The organism is Bradyrhizobium sp. (assembly GCF_049519115.1).
Taxonomy (GTDB): Bacteria; Pseudomonadota; Alphaproteobacteria; order Rhizobiales; family Xanthobacteraceae; genus Bradyrhizobium.
Genome location: NZ_JBEKRB010000003.1, coordinates 206,698 through 219,875 on the forward strand (window position 1 = coordinate 206,698; position 13,178 = coordinate 219,875).

Below are 13,178 nucleotides of genomic sequence, written 5' to 3' on the forward strand. Positions count from 1 at the left end.
TCGGGCGCCGTCCGCGTTCGATTGATCCGCTTGAGCCCGCGCCTGGGTTTTTTCCGGTCTTGGGCTTTTCCAGGCGCTCGCGAAGCTTACGCCGTCAGTGGACGCTCACGGCCTGCAGTTCATTGCTCCAGGCATTCGCGACCGCGGCTTCACGCGAATCGGTCAGCATGATCGGGGTGCCGTCGGCGGCGTGGAGCGCAAACAGTTTCAGCCCGGGCGCGATCGTCGGCGCCTGCGGGAACAGGTCCGGCACGTCTTCGGATCGGATCTGCTTCACATAGGCGATATGGCCCTCGCCGAGGCTCGCCAACGCCTCCAGGGAGACGCGGGGTTCTAACGCAACATTAACTTCGGTCATCGTCTCGACTCCTTCTGAGTCCAAGCGGTCGAGTCCGCTACTCGTTCCATTATTCGTGCTCATTGATAGCAATTGTCTTAACGACTCTTTCCGGTTCCGGCCGGGCGAGATCGATCGACAACAGCCCGTTTTTCAAGTCCGCGCCCAGCACGAGCATCCCCTCCGCCAGCACGAAGGTGCGCTGGAAGTGGCGCGCGGCGATGCCGCGATGGATGTATTGCCGGGCCTTGTCGTCCTGCTGGCGTCCGCGGATGACGAGCTGGTTTTCCTCAGTGGTTACATCGAGTTGATCGCGGGTAAATCCCGCTACCGCCAGCGTGATGCGCAGCCGTTCGGGCTGCCCATTGGCGCGGTCGCAACGTTCGATGTTGTAGGGAGGATAGCCGTCCGCACCCTTGACGACGCGATCGAGCGCACGCTCGATTTCATCAAATCCCAGCAAAAACGGGCTCGATAACGAGGGAACACGAGACATATTTGCAAAGTCCTCTCGAAGCGACTTTGAAGTTCCGGGGCCCTTGCGGCGCCCCAACATGACCTGAAGGTGGATTCACCCACCGGTCACCAGCCAATATGGGCATCATTTGGGGGTGTTCAAGCATCCCGTCGATGCCGCCAAAGCCTTTCCCCAACGGGCTTTTGAGGAAAGTGCCGCCGTTGGTTAACGGCGGCGTTCGGTGCAGATCACGCCCTCTGCCGCCAGGCCCTCGATCTCGGACCCGGAGTAGCCGAACTCGGCGAGGACCTCGGCGGTGTGCTGGCCGAATGTGGGTGGAACGCTGCGCAAGCTCGCCTTGGTGCGCTCCATCCGGATCGGCGAGGCCACGCCCTTGTACCAATCCTTTTCCACGACATCGCCGCGGTGGACGGCGTGCGGGCTGGTCAGGGCCTTGTCGATCGACTGGACCGGGCCTGCCGGCAGGCCTGCAGCCAGCAGGCGATTGCACAGCGGTTCGGCATCGTGCTGGCTGAACACGGCGGCGAGTTCTTCGCGCAAGGCGTCGCGGTTGGCGACGCGATCCCGGTTGCGGGCAAAGCGCGGGTCGGCCGCGAGTTCCGGCTTGCCGATTTCCTTGGCGAGCTTGCGGAAGGTGCCGTCATTGCCGACGCCGATGAAGATGTTGTCGGTGCGCGTCGGGAAGATCGCGTAAGGCACGAGGTTGGGATGTTCGTTGCCGGTGAGCGAGGGCGGTTTGCCGTGCATGAAATAATTCGCGTTGTGCGGATGCATGACCGCGAGCCCGGCTTCGAACAGCGTCGTTTCAATAAACTGTCCTTGCCCGGAGCGTTGCCGCTCCGACAGCGCCATCAAGATGCCGATCGCAGCATAAAGTCCGGTGGTGATGTCGACCACGGGAACGCCAATCCGCATCGGGCCCGATTGCGGCGAGCCGGTCGCCAGGATCATTCCGGTCATCGCCTGGATAATCGCGTCGTAGCCGGGATTGCCGCCACGCGGTCCGTCGGCGCCGAAGCCCGAGATGCGGCAGTGAACGAGTTTGGGAAATTTCGCGCGCAGGGTCTCGCTGCCGATGCCCCATTTATCGAGGGTGCCGGGCTTGAAATTCTCGATCAATACGTCGGCGCTCTCAAGCATCTTCAGCAGCACCGTACGGCCGCCTTCGGAAGCGAGGTCGAGGCCGACCGAGCGCTTGTTGCGGTTGATGCCGACGAAATAGGCCGCATCTTCGCCGTGGAACGGCGGCCCCCAGTCGCGCACCTCGTCGCCGGCCGGCGGTTCGACCTTGATGACATTGGCGCCGTGGTCGGCGAGGATCTGGGTGCAGAAGGGGCCACCGAGCACGCGTGTGAGATCGATCACGCGCAGGCCCGCCATCGCGCCCGAATTGATTTCAGTCATCGAAAACCTTCGCTCAAATGCGTTTAGGGCTTTGAGAGCTAGCGGTCTTCGTCACCGCCATCAATCGGTTTTCGGTCGAGGCAGCCTGTCATTCCTGACAGGCCGCCGTTTGACCTGATCAGACCACCGTCAGGCGGACGTCGACATTGTTGCGGGTGGCGTTGGAGTAGGGGCACACCTGATGCGCCTTGGCGACCAGCGCCTCGGCGTCCGCGCGCGCCAACCCCGGCAATGAGACCTCCAGCGCGATGTCGAGACCGAAACCGCCTTCCGAGCGCGGGCCGATGCCGACCGTTGACGTCACCGCCGCGTCCGCAGGCACCTTCGGGCCGCCTTGCGAGGAGACGAATTTCATCGCGCCGATGAAGCAGGCGGCGTAGCCGGCGGCGAAAAGCTGTTCGGGGTTGTTGCCGGCGCCGCCGCCGCCGCCGAGTTCCTTGGGTGTGGTGAGCTTGACGTCGAGGGCGCCGTCCAGCGTCGCGGCGTGGCCGTCACGGCCGCCGGTCGCCTTGGCCTGGGTCTTGTAGAGCACATTCACGGACATGGGGGTCTCCTCTGTTTCGATTTCAACGCTAGATGTATTGCAAGCAATTCGATTGTGCACAATATAAAATGGGAGGCCTCACATTTAATTGTACGCAATTGAATATGGGCCTATCCCGGCCCACAATGCCGGCCGATTGTGACGAGGATACCGAAATGGCCCGAAAACCGCCGGCCGCAGACCAGATACTGCGGCTCGACAACCAGATTTGCTTTGCCGTCTACTCCGCGGCGCACGCTTTCAATCGCGTTTACAAGCCGCTGCTCGATCGCCTCGGCCTGACCTATCCGCAATACCTCGTCATGCTGGTGCTATGGGAGCGCGACGGCGTTCCGGTCAAGGAGATCGGCGAGCGGCTATTTCTGGACTCCGGCACGCTGACCCCGCTGCTCAAGCGGCTGGAACAGGCCGGACTCATCAAGCGCGCCCGTTCGACCGAAGACGAACGGCAGGTGTTGATCGGCCTTACGTCGCAGGGGCAGGCGCTGAAGGACAAAGCGCGCGCCGTGCCGCCGTCGATCCTGGCGGCGTCGGAATGTTCGGTGACGGAATTGCTGGCGATGAAGAACGAGATCGTCGCGCTACGCGACCGGCTCAATGCGGTGGTGGAGGAATAGGGGGTGGCAGCGTTGCGGGCTTGCCTAGCCTAAGCAGGCGAAGCCTGGTGGAGCCAGGCGGGATCGAACCGCCGACCTCTTGCATGCCATGCAAGCGCTCTCCCAGCTGAGCTATGGCCCCTTAACGCCAGATCCTTAGCATAACCGCCGTGCAAGCGCCCGGGCGTTTGTCGCGAAGGAAAACCGGATACCACTTTTTCCGGTTATGCCAACCGCGCGCCTTAGGTCACGCGCGTCTTACGACCCTGAACACAGTTCAGGGCCGATCTCAAGTCTCCTCGTCGCCTCCGACGTCGCCGATGATGTCGGTCACGTCTTCATCGCCTTCTTCTTCGTCGGCGATGAAGGTGGAGTCGTCATCATCATCGTCCTCGATCGTCTCGTCGATTTCGATGTCGTCTTCCGATTCAGGGACGACCGCCTTGACCTTGCCGGTGTTCTCTTCGGCATCGGCCTCCTCGAGCGGCACCAACTCTTCGGCCTCCACCGGCTCCGGCGTTGCTTCAGCGGCGGCCGCAGCCGCAGCGCTGGCACGCGCAGCGTCGCCGCGCGCCATCCGGGGCGGCGCCACTGGTGCGATCGGCACGACCTCGCCCGTATAGGGCGATATCACCGGGCTCTTGTTGAGGTCGTAAAATTTCTTACCCGTCGTCGGGCAAATGCGTTTGGTTCCGAGATCGGATTTGGCCACGTTTAAAATCCTGGGAATCTTTCGAAAAGCGGTGCTTCAATTGGCTAGTTGGCACGCCGCTGTCAATAGTGCTTTGCGCAGGATGGGGCCGGACGTGACGCGGCGCGCCGGCCAATGCTAGAACGCGGCCGCGAGCCTTCCGGCTTTGACATTCCCATCCTGTGGCTACCGGCACGTTGATGCGTGTCAGAACCGGAGCGACACCGGCAAATACAGGATTTTAGTACGGTTTTGGATTTGGCCTTGGTGAGAAGGCCCCCGCCCATAACGACACCGCTGCCAAACCTCATGTTCTCAGGGACACAATCTTGACCCATTCGGACCGCGCCGACGATCATAAAACGCCCCTTCAGGCCCGCAGCAGCCGTCCCCTGACCGGGCGGGTCCGTGTTCCCGGCGACAAGTCGATTTCGCACCGGGCCCTGATTTTGGGCGCGCTGGCGGTCGGCGAAACCCGCATATCGGGCCTGCTCGAGGGCGAAGATGTCCTCAATACCGCCAAATCGATGCGGGCTTTGGGCGCCAAGGTCGAGCGGACCGGCGACTTTGCCTGGAAGGTCGAAGGCGTGGGTGTCACTGGCTTTGCCGAGCCGGAAGGACCGCTCGACTTCGGTAATTCCGGCACCGGATGCCGTTTGGTGATGGGGGCGGTCGCCGGCTGTCCGATTACGGCGGTTTTCGACGGCGACGCCTCGCTGCGTTCAAGGCCAATGCGGCGGATACTCGATCCCCTCGAATTGATGGGCGCCCGGGTCGCCAGCGGTGGCCAAGGTGGCCGGCTGCCGTTGAGCCTGGCGGGCGCGCGCGATCCCCTGCCGATCCTCTACCGGACGCCGGTTGCCTCCGCGCAGATCAAATCCGCGGTGCTGCTGGCAGGCTTGGCCGCGCCGGGGGTGACCACGGTGATCGAAAACGAAGCCAGCCGCGACCACACCGAGTTGATGCTGCGGCATTTTGGAGCGCAGATCGTCTCGACGCCGGAGGGCCAGCACGGCCGCAAGATCGTGCTCACCGGTCAGCCCGAACTGCACGGAGAAAAGGTGGTCGTGCCGGCCGATCCGTCCTCGGCCGCGTTTCCGATCGTGGCGGCACTGATCGTCGAAGGCTCGGATCTGATTTTTTCCGACGTCATGACCAATCCGCTGCGTACCGGGCTGTTCACGACGCTGCGCGAGATGGGCGGATTGATCGAAGAGCGCGGGGTTCGCACCGATGCCGGCGAGCCGATGGCGGAATTGCGCGTGCGCGGTTCGAAGTTGAAGGGCGTCGAAGTTCCGCCGGAACGTGCGCCCTCGATGATCGACGAATATCTGGTGCTGGCGGTAGCGGCGAGCTTTGCCGAAGGCACCACCATCATGCGGGGCTTGAGCGAATTGCGGCTCAAGGAATCCGACCGCTTGGAGGCCACCGCCGACATGCTGCGCGTCAACGGCGTCAAGGTCGAGATATCGGGCGACGACCTGATCGTCGAAGGCAAGGGCCATGTGCCCGGCGGCGGGCTTGTCGCGACCCACATGGACCACCGGATCGCGATGTCGGCGCTGGTGATGGGGCTTGCCTCCGACGAGCCGGTCAAGGTCGACGATACCGCCTTCATCGCCACCAGCTTTCCGGACTTCATCCCGATGATGCGCTCCCTTGGGGCCGACCTCTCATGATTATCGCCATCGACGGACCCGCGGCCTCGGGCAAGGGCACGCTCGCCAAGCGCCTGGCCGCGCATTATGGCTACCGTCATCTCGATACCGGGGCGATCTACCGCGCCGTCGCGCACGCGCTGATCAGCCGAGGGGCGGACCTTGGGGATGAGGCTGCCGCGGTCGCCGCGGCGCGGGGGCTCGACCCCCAAACCCTCGACGATCCGGCGCTGAAATCGCATCAAGTTGGCACAGCCGCTTCCGTGGTCTCGGCCTACCCGGAAGTGCGCGAGGTGCTGTTGAATTTTCAGCGGCAGTTTGCTGCTGACCCGCCCGGGGCGGTGCTGGATGGCAGGGACATCGGCACCGTGATCTGCCCGAACGCCGACGTCAAAATCTTCGTGGTGGCCGACCCCGAGGTGCGTGCCCGCCGCCGAACCCTGGAGGCGCAGGCGAGGGGGGAGGCGGCCGACGAGGCGGCGATCCTGGCCGATATCCTGGCCCGCGACGAACGCGACCGGAGCCGGGCCGTTGCGCCTTTAAAGCCGGCCGAAGATGCTTACTTGCTCGATAACTCCCATTTGGATATAGAAGGCGGCGTCCGGGCCGCCATCGACATTATCGAGGCCGTCCGAGCGGGCCGGCGTGAGGTTTGAGCCTCAGCCGTCATTGGAGGAAAGCCCGCTCTTTAAGCTTTGGAAGTCGATATCTCGAACAGAATATTCGAGATCATCCGTTCCCGGACCAAATCAACGTATCGAACGTGCAAGGCTAACAGCCGGCCCGCTCTCGCAATTGGTTGCGAGGCGGTCGTCAGAGTTTGCGGAACCCTGACCCTTCGCGTCCGATGCGCCCTTAAACCCGAGACGGCCGGCAATCCCCGCATCTGGAGAACAAATGGCTTCGACTGCTAGTTCCTATAGTCCCACCCGCGACGATTTCGCCGCGATGCTCGATGAGTCCTTTGCCGGCGGCAACCTTCAGGAAAGCTCCGTCATCAAGGGCAAGGTGGTTGCGATCGAGAAAGATATGGCCGTCATCGATGTCGGCCTGAAAACCGAAGGCCGCGTGGCGCTGCGCGAATTCGCCGGGCCCGGCCGCGAAAGCGACCTCAAGGTCGGCGATGAAGTCGAGGTGTTCCTCGACCGGATCGAGAACGCGCTCGGCGAAGCCGTGCTGTCGCGCGACAAGGCGCGCCGCGAGGAGAGCTGGGGCAAGCTCGAGAAGGCCTTCAACAACAACGAGAAGGTCCACGGCGTCATCTTCAACCAGGTCAAGGGTGGTTTCACCGTCGATCTCGACGGCGCTGTCGCCTTCCTGCCGCGCTCGCAGGTCGATATCCGTCCGATCCGTGACGTCGCGCCCTTGATGAACAATTCGCAGCCGTTCCAGATCCTCAAGATGGATCGCCGCCGCGGCAACATCGTGGTGTCGCGCCGTACGGTTCTGGAAGAGACCCGCGCCGAACAGCGTCAGGAGCTGGTGCAGAATCTCGAAGAGGGTCAGGTGATCGACGGTGTCGTCAAGAATATCACCGATTACGGTGCGTTCGTCGATCTCGGCGGCATCGATGGCCTGTTGCACGTCACCGATATCGCGTGGCGTCGTGTCAACCATCCGACCGAGGTGTTGACCATCGGCCAGACGGTGAAGGTCAAGATCATCAAGATCAACCACGAGACCCACCGTATATCGCTCGGCATGAAGCAGTTGCTGGACGATCCGTGGCAGGGCATCGAGGCGAAGTATCCGCTCAACTCGCGCTTTACCGGCCGTGTCACCAACATCACCGACTACGGTGCGTTCGTCGAGCTCGAGCCGGGCATCGAAGGCCTGATCCACGTCTCGGAGATGTCGTGGACCAAGAAGAACATGCATCCCGGCAAGATCGTTTCGACCTCGCAGGAAGTCGAAGTGCAGGTGCTCGAAGTCGATTCGGTCAAGCGCCGCATTTCGCTCGGTCTCAAGCAGACCATGCGCAATCCCTGGGAAGTCTTCGTCGAGAAGTTCCCGGTCGGCGCTACCGTCGAAGGCGAAGTCAAGAACAAGACCGAGTTCGGCCTGTTCCTTGGGCTCGAGGGCGATGTCGACGGCATGGTCCATCTGTCCGACCTCGACTGGAAGCAGCCGGGCGAGCAGGTGATCGACAACTTCAAGAAGGGCGACATGGTCAAGGCCGTGGTGCTCGACGTGGATGTCGAAAAGGAGCGTATCTCGCTCGGCGTCAAGCAGCTCGAAGGCGATCCCTTCGCCGAGCCGGGCGACGTCAAGAAGGGTGCGGTCGTGACCTGCGAAGTGCTCGACGTGAAGGAAGGCGGCATCGACGTGAAGATCGTCGGCACCGACTTCACCACCTTCATTAAGCGCTCCGAGCTTGCCCGTGACCGCAACGATCAGCGCGCCGAGCGTTTCGCCGTCGGCGAAAAGGTCGATGCACGGGTGATCCAGTTCGACAAGAAGGCCCGCAAGGTGCAGGTCTCGATCAAGGCGCTCGAAGTCGCCGAAGAAAAGGAAGCCATCGCCCAATACGGCTCCTCCGATTCGGGTGCGACGCTCGGCGACATCCTCGGCACCGCGCTCAAGCAGCGGACCGACAAATAAGTCTTCGGCTTTATTGCTGAAAACAACGGGCCCCGGTTTCGACCGGGGCCTTTTATTTTGGGGATTTGCCCGATCGGAAGATTTGCGGTGCTTTCGTGTCGTGGAGGTGCGGAAACACAGGTCTTGTTTTCTTCAAATTGCGCGGCAATTGATGTAATCAGGGCGCGGGATTTTTAACGGTATGGCGCGAAAGACGGCATACCCATTCCATGCTGCTTTTCGGGAGAGTTTCAATGTCGCTGGACTCCGATGTCATCGTCGATCGCCGCAGGATCCGGCGCAAGCTGACGTTCTGGCGCGTGGCTGCGGCATTGATCGCGATTGGGGCGATCATCGCGGTTGCCGTGATCGCGGCGCCCGGCGGCAGAACCGGATTGACCGCGGCAGGCTCGATTGCCCGCATCAACATCGAAGGCCTGATCCGCAGCGATCAGGAACGGGTCGAGGCGCTGGAGCGGCTGGAGAAATCGCAGGCTGCCGCTGTCATCGTTCATATCAATTCGCCCGGCGGCACCACGGCCGGCTCCGAGCAGCTCTATGACGCGCTGACGCGGCTGAAGGCCAAGAAGCCGCTGGTCGTGGTGGTCGAGGGGCTGGCGGCGTCAGGCGGCTATATCACCGCGATTGCCGCCGATCACATCATCGCCCAGCAGAGCTCGCTGGTGGGTTCGATCGGCGTGCTGTTTCAGTTTCCGAACTTCTCCGAATTGCTGAAGACCGTCGGAGTCAAGGTCGAGGAAGTGAAATCCTCGCCGCTGAAGGCCGCGCCGAACGGCTTTGAACCGACCAGCCCCGAGGCGCGTGCAGCGCTGGACGCGCTGGTGAAGGATTCCTACGCCTGGTTCCGTGGCCTCGTGAAGGAACGGCGGGCCATGGACGACGCGCAGCTCGAAAAGGTTGCCGACGGTCGCGTGTTCACCGGCCGTCAAGCGGTCGACCTCAAGTTGATCGACCAGCTTGGCGACGAGAAATCGGCCGTGGCCTGGCTGGTTGCGCAAAAAGGCGTCAAGGCCGATCTGCCGGTGCGCGACTACAAGCTCACGCCGCGTTTCGGCGACCTCACATTCCTGCGGACGGCCGCCGCTATCACGTTCGATGCACTCGGCCTAAGCGCGGTCGCGCGGCAAATCGAGCAGACCGGCATGGCCCAGGCCGCCGATCGTCTCGGCCTCGAGGGCATGCTCGCGCTCTGGCACCCGGCCGGGGCGAATTAAGCCGCATAAAGCTGTTTCCGCACTGCGGTTGCAGGGTGCGGGCCCTGTCACAATACGGCACCAGTCGTTTGTCACGTGATTTCGCGCGCGCCAAATCTCATTTAGCGTCTTGACAGTTCAAGGCATTTTCACGGAAATGCATAACCGTATGTTCCCGGGTCCCCGTCTCGATGATCAAATCCGAACTCGTTCAGCGCATCGCCGAGCACAACCCGCACCTCTATCAGCGGGATGTGGAGAACATTGTGAACGCAATTCTCGATGAGATCGTCGCAGCCTTGGCGCGTGGCGATCGGGTTGAGTTGCGTGGTTTTGGCGCCTTCTCGGTCAAACATCGTCCGGCCCGTGCCGGGCGCAATCCGCGCACCGGTGCGCATGTGCCGGTCGATCAGAAGAGCGTCCCGTTTTTCAAAACCGGCAAGGAAATGCGCGAACGGCTGAACCGCGAAAGCGGGGGAACGGACGCCGGAACCTGAAGCTGATTGATCCCGTTCTCTTTGAACGCAGCGAAAGAGGATCATGCGCAAATTTCTCAACGCGATTGTATGGATCCCGCTGGCAGTGATCCTCGTGGTCTTTGCGGTGGCCAATCGTCACCTGGTCACGGTCTCCTTCGACCCGTTCAATTCCAATGACCCTGAGCTCGGCATTACCCTGCCGCTCTTCGTGGTCATCATTGCGGTGGCCATTTTAGGGGTCGTGGCGGGTGGCTCAGCCACCTGGGTCGGCCAGCGCCGTTGGCGCCGCGCCGCCCGGCAGCATGAGGCGGATGCGCGCGAGCTTCGGGCGCAACTGGCCGATTGGCGGACCAACGCGCTATCCCAGCAGCGGGATTCGGCGCCTCCGACTACTGTTCCGCAGGTTGGATATCGGCGAGACAAGTACGGCGCGACGTTGTAGAACCCGCGCCAAACGCCTTTCCCGGGGCCGTACGGCTCCCTTAACCATTGCCTTTGAACATGTCCTTGATCGTCAAGATTTGCGGCCTGTCCACGCGCGAGACGCTCGACGTCGCGCTGGATGCTGGCGCGGACATGGTCGGGTTCGTGTTCTTTCCGCCGTCGCCGCGCCATCTCGCGCTCGAGGCCGCGCGTGACCTCGGTCGGGCCGTCAAAGGCCGCGCCGCCAAAGTGGCGCTCACGGTCGATGCCGATGATGCGACGCTGGAGGGTATTGTGAAAGCCCTGCAGCCCGATCTGCTCCAGTTGCACGGCCACGAGAACGCGGCGCGGCTGCGCGATATCAAGCGCCGGTTCGGCTTGCCGGTGATGAAGGCAATTCCTGTCGAAACCTCGGCCGATCTCGCCGCGTTGCCTGGCTATGCAGATGTCGCCGATCGCATTCTATTTGATGCCCACGCGCCCCGCGAAGCGACGCGGCCGGGCGGGTTGGGTGCGGTGTTCGACTGGCATGTGCTGGAGAATCTCGACCTCAAACTACCGTTCATGGTCTCGGGCGGCCTTCATGCGGATAACGTCTCGGAAGCCGCCCGCCTGACGCGGGCCGGCGGGGTGGATGTCTCTTCCGGCGTCGAACGCGCTCCCGGCATCAAGGACCCCGATATGATCCGCGCCTTTATTCGCGCGGCGCGCGCAACCCAAGAGCTGATGGTTCGATGAACAAGCCTATCCCAAATTCCTTCCGAAGCGGTCCCGACGAGTACGGGCATTTCGGCATTTTCGGCGGCCGGTTTGTCGCCGAAACCCTGATGCCGCTGATCCTCGATCTGGAAAAAGCCTACGCTGAGGCCAAGGCCGACCCGGCATTCCATGCGGAAATGACCGGTTACTTAAAGAACTATGTCGGCCGTCCGTCGCCGCTTTATTTCGCCGAGCGGCTCACCGAGCATCTTGGCGGCGCCAAAATCTATTTCAAGCGCGAGGAGCTCAATCACACCGGCTCCCACAAGGTCAACAATGTGCTCGGCCAGATCATGGTGGCGCGGCGCATGGGCAAGAAGCGCATCATCGCGGAGACCGGCGCGGGCCAGCATGGCGTTGCCACCGCAACGCTGTGCGCGCGCTTCGGGCTCGAATGCTTCGTCTATATGGGCGCGGTCGACGTCGAGCGGCAGCAGCAAAATGTCATTCGCATGGAGATGCTGGGCGCCACGGTAATCCCGGTACAATCGGGGACGCGCACGCTGAAAGACGCCATGAACGAAGCGCTGCGCGACTGGGTTACCAACGTCCACGACACGTTCTATTGCATCGGCACGGTGGCGGGGCCGCATCCTTATCCGATGATGGTGCGCGACTTCCAGTCGGTGATCGGCGAAGAAACCCGCACGCAGATGCAGGAAGCGGAAGGCCGCTTGCCGGATTCGCTTGTCGCTTGCATCGGCGGTGGCTCCAACGCGATGGGCCTGTTCCACCCGTTCCTCGACGATCCCTCGGTCGAAATCTTTGGCGTCGAAGCCGCCGGTCACGGCCTGACGCAGTTGCATGCGGCGTCGATCGCCGGCGGCCGGCCGGGTGTGCTGCACGGCAATCGGACTTATCTCTTGATGGACGATGACGGCCAGATCCAGGACGCGCATTCGATTTCTGCCGGGCTCGATTATCCGGGCATTGGACCGGAGCATTCCTGGCTCCATGAAATCGGCCGGGTCCAATATCTGTCGGCGACCGACGACGAGGCGCTCGCTGCGTTTCAGTTGTTGTCGCGGCTCGAAGGCATCATCCCGGCGCTTGAACCCGCGCACGCCATCGCCAAGGTCTTGGAACTCGCGCCCAAGCGGCCGAAAGATCATCTGATGGTGATCAATCTCTCCGGTCGCGGCGACAAGGACGTGCCGCAAGTCGGCGACATCCTGCGAGGGAAGCAGAAGTGACCACCCGCATCGATGCGCGTTTTGCGCAGCTGAAGAAAGAACGCCGCTCGGCTCTCGTCACCTTCCTGATGGCCGGCGATCCCGATCCGGCAACCTCGCTTGCGATCATCAAGGCGCTGCCGAAAGCGGGCGCCGACGTCATTGAAATCGGTATGCCCTTTACCGATCCGATGGCGGACGGTCCGGCAATCCAGGCGGCGGGCTTGCGCGCGCTCAAAGCCGGCATGACCCTGAAGAAGACGCTGGCGTTGGTGCGCGATTTTCGCAAGGACGACGATACGACGCCGCTGGTGCTGATGGGTTACTACAACCCGATCTATATTTATGGCGTCGATAAATTCCTCGCCGATGCCAAGTCCGCCGGCGTCGACGGCTTGATCGTCGTCGATCTGCCGCCCGAAGAAGACTCTGAATTATGCGTGCCGGCGCTTGAGGCTGGATTGAACTTTATCCGGCTCGCGACGCCGACCACCGACGACAGACGCCTGCCGGCCGTGCTCGCCAATACCTCCGGCTTTGTCTATTACGTTTCCGTCACCGGCATCACCGGCAGCGCGAGCGCCGATTCAGGCGTGGTGGGTGATGCCGTTGCCCGCATCAAGCGGCACACGGCCTTGCCGGTCTGTGTCGGCTTCGGCATCCGCACGCCGGAGGCCGCCGCCGCGATTGCAGCCAAGGCCGATGGCGCCGTGGTCGGCTCCGCGCTTGTGGATGCCTTGCGCGGCAACCTCGATGCGAACGGCGCGGCTACGGCCAGGACCGTCGCCGCCGTGGTTGACCTGGCGACTGCATTGGCGGTCGGCGTCAGGGGCGCGAAATAGA

General features: G+C 62.6%; 15 protein-coding genes and 1 tRNA gene. 10 read left to right on the forward strand and 6 right to left on the reverse strand.

The genetic code is table 11. The features are described from left to right. Positions 1 to 94 precede the first annotated feature (94 nt). The 4 genes from ABSE61_RS04420 to ABSE61_RS04435 form a co-directional block, all read right to left on the reverse strand. The gene (locus tag ABSE61_RS04420; protein ID WP_423869845.1) at positions 95 to 358 is read right to left on the reverse strand and encodes a BQ00720 family protein; all 264 of its coding nucleotides are present in this window, start codon (positions 356 to 358) and stop codon (positions 95 to 97) included. A 49-nt stretch (positions 359 to 407) separates the two neighbouring features. Beyond that, the gene (locus ABSE61_RS04425; protein ID WP_057839164.1) at positions 408 to 833 is read right to left on the reverse strand and encodes an Hsp20 family protein; all 426 of its coding nucleotides are present in this window, start codon (positions 831 to 833) and stop codon (positions 408 to 410) included. A 186-nt stretch (positions 834 to 1,019) separates the two neighbouring features. Beyond that, entirely contained in the window at positions 1,020 to 2,219 is a 1,200-nt protein-coding gene (locus ABSE61_RS04430; protein ID WP_423869846.1) for a CaiB/BaiF CoA transferase family protein, read from the reverse strand. A gap of 118 nt (positions 2,220 to 2,337) precedes the next feature. Continuing rightward, the gene (locus tag ABSE61_RS04435) at positions 2,338 to 2,763 is read right to left on the reverse strand and encodes an organic hydroperoxide resistance protein (protein ID WP_422256723.1); all 426 of its coding nucleotides are present in this window, start codon (positions 2,761 to 2,763) and stop codon (positions 2,338 to 2,340) included. Positions 2,764 to 2,918: 155 nt separating this feature from the next. Here ABSE61_RS04435 and ABSE61_RS04440 point away from each other — a divergent pair, with 155 nt between their 5' ends. After that, positions 2,919 to 3,380, forward strand: a complete 462-nt coding sequence (locus ABSE61_RS04440) for a MarR family winged helix-turn-helix transcriptional regulator (RefSeq protein WP_423869847.1) — start codon at positions 2,919 to 2,921, stop codon at positions 3,378 to 3,380. A 45-nt stretch (positions 3,381 to 3,425) separates the two neighbouring features. On the opposite strand, the gene ABSE61_RS04445 is transcribed toward ABSE61_RS04440, so the two are convergent. Beyond that, positions 3,426 to 3,501, reverse strand: a tRNA-Ala gene (locus ABSE61_RS04445). Between the two features lie 147 nt (positions 3,502 to 3,648). Beyond that, positions 3,649 to 4,071: a TIGR02300 family protein gene (locus tag ABSE61_RS04450; RefSeq protein WP_423869848.1), complete on the reverse strand. Its 423-nt coding sequence runs from the start codon at positions 4,069 to 4,071 to the stop codon at positions 3,649 to 3,651. A 305-nt stretch (positions 4,072 to 4,376) separates the two neighbouring features. Between ABSE61_RS04450 and aroA the strand changes: the two genes are divergently transcribed. From aroA to trpA, 9 genes are all read left to right on the forward strand, one after another. Beyond that, entirely contained in the window at positions 4,377 to 5,729 is a 1,353-nt protein-coding gene (aroA, locus tag ABSE61_RS04455; protein ID WP_423869980.1) for a 3-phosphoshikimate 1-carboxyvinyltransferase, read from the forward strand. Beyond that, the gene (cmk, locus tag ABSE61_RS04460; RefSeq protein WP_423869849.1) at positions 5,726 to 6,364 is read left to right on the forward strand and encodes a (d)CMP kinase; all 639 of its coding nucleotides are present in this window, start codon (positions 5,726 to 5,728) and stop codon (positions 6,362 to 6,364) included. The genes aroA and cmk overlap by 4 nt, the downstream gene beginning before the upstream one ends. A 241-nt stretch (positions 6,365 to 6,605) precedes the next feature. Further along, the gene (gene rpsA, locus ABSE61_RS04465; RefSeq protein ID WP_423869850.1) at positions 6,606 to 8,309 is read left to right on the forward strand and encodes a 30S ribosomal protein S1; all 1,704 of its coding nucleotides are present in this window, start codon (positions 6,606 to 6,608) and stop codon (positions 8,307 to 8,309) included. Between the two features lie 233 nt (positions 8,310 to 8,542). Continuing rightward, positions 8,543 to 9,523, forward strand: coding sequence for a signal peptide peptidase SppA (gene sppA / locus ABSE61_RS04470; protein WP_423869851.1), 981 nt, complete (start codon positions 8,543 to 8,545; stop codon positions 9,521 to 9,523). A gap of 170 nt (positions 9,524 to 9,693) precedes the next feature. Beyond that, positions 9,694 to 9,999: an integration host factor subunit beta gene (locus ABSE61_RS04475; RefSeq protein WP_423869852.1), complete on the forward strand. Its 306-nt coding sequence runs from the start codon at positions 9,694 to 9,696 to the stop codon at positions 9,997 to 9,999. A 43-nt stretch (positions 10,000 to 10,042) separates the two neighbouring features. Next, positions 10,043 to 10,423, forward strand: coding sequence for a lipopolysaccharide assembly protein LapA domain-containing protein (locus ABSE61_RS04480; protein WP_423869853.1), 381 nt, complete (start codon positions 10,043 to 10,045; stop codon positions 10,421 to 10,423). Between the two features lie 59 nt (positions 10,424 to 10,482). After that, complete coding sequence (locus ABSE61_RS04485) at positions 10,483 to 11,142, forward strand: phosphoribosylanthranilate isomerase (RefSeq protein WP_423869854.1); 660 nt, start codon at positions 10,483 to 10,485, stop codon at positions 11,140 to 11,142. Further along, a complete protein-coding gene (gene trpB / locus ABSE61_RS04490; protein ID WP_423869855.1) occupies positions 11,139 to 12,356 on the forward strand; it encodes a tryptophan synthase subunit beta in 1,218 nt (405 codons plus the stop codon). The genes ABSE61_RS04485 and trpB overlap by 4 nt, the downstream gene beginning before the upstream one ends. After that, entirely contained in the window at positions 12,353 to 13,177 is an 825-nt protein-coding gene (gene trpA, locus ABSE61_RS04495; protein ID WP_423869856.1) for a tryptophan synthase subunit alpha, read from the forward strand. The genes trpB and trpA overlap by 4 nt, the downstream gene beginning before the upstream one ends. Position 13,178 lies beyond the last annotated feature (1 nt).

Coding starts and splice junctions, on each gene's coding strand:
- trpB (WP_423869855.1), top strand. CDS start 11,139: ATGAACAAGCCTATCCCAAATTCCTTCCGAAGCGGTCCCGACGAGTAC.
- ABSE61_RS04430 (WP_423869846.1), bottom strand. CDS start 2,219: ATGACTGAAATCAATTCGGGCGCGATGGCGGGCCTGCGCGTGATCGAT.
- ABSE61_RS04485 (WP_423869854.1), top strand. CDS start 10,483: ATGTCCTTGATCGTCAAGATTTGCGGCCTGTCCACGCGCGAGACGCTC.
- ABSE61_RS04420 (WP_423869845.1), bottom strand. CDS start 358: ATGACCGAAGTTAATGTTGCGTTAGAACCCCGCGTCTCCCTGGAGGCG.
- ABSE61_RS04425 (WP_057839164.1), bottom strand. CDS start 833: ATGTCTCGTGTTCCCTCGTTATCGAGCCCGTTTTTGCTGGGATTTGAT.
- ABSE61_RS04435 (WP_422256723.1), bottom strand. CDS start 2,763: ATGTCCGTGAATGTGCTCTACAAGACCCAGGCCAAGGCGACCGGCGGC.
- rpsA (WP_423869850.1), top strand. CDS start 6,606: ATGGCTTCGACTGCTAGTTCCTATAGTCCCACCCGCGACGATTTCGCC.
- ABSE61_RS04480 (WP_423869853.1), top strand. CDS start 10,043: ATGCGCAAATTTCTCAACGCGATTGTATGGATCCCGCTGGCAGTGATC.
- ABSE61_RS04475 (WP_423869852.1), top strand. CDS start 9,694: ATGATCAAATCCGAACTCGTTCAGCGCATCGCCGAGCACAACCCGCAC.
- ABSE61_RS04440 (WP_423869847.1), top strand. CDS start 2,919: ATGGCCCGAAAACCGCCGGCCGCAGACCAGATACTGCGGCTCGACAAC.
- cmk (WP_423869849.1), top strand. CDS start 5,726: ATGATTATCGCCATCGACGGACCCGCGGCCTCGGGCAAGGGCACGCTC.
- sppA (WP_423869851.1), top strand. CDS start 8,543: ATGTCGCTGGACTCCGATGTCATCGTCGATCGCCGCAGGATCCGGCGC.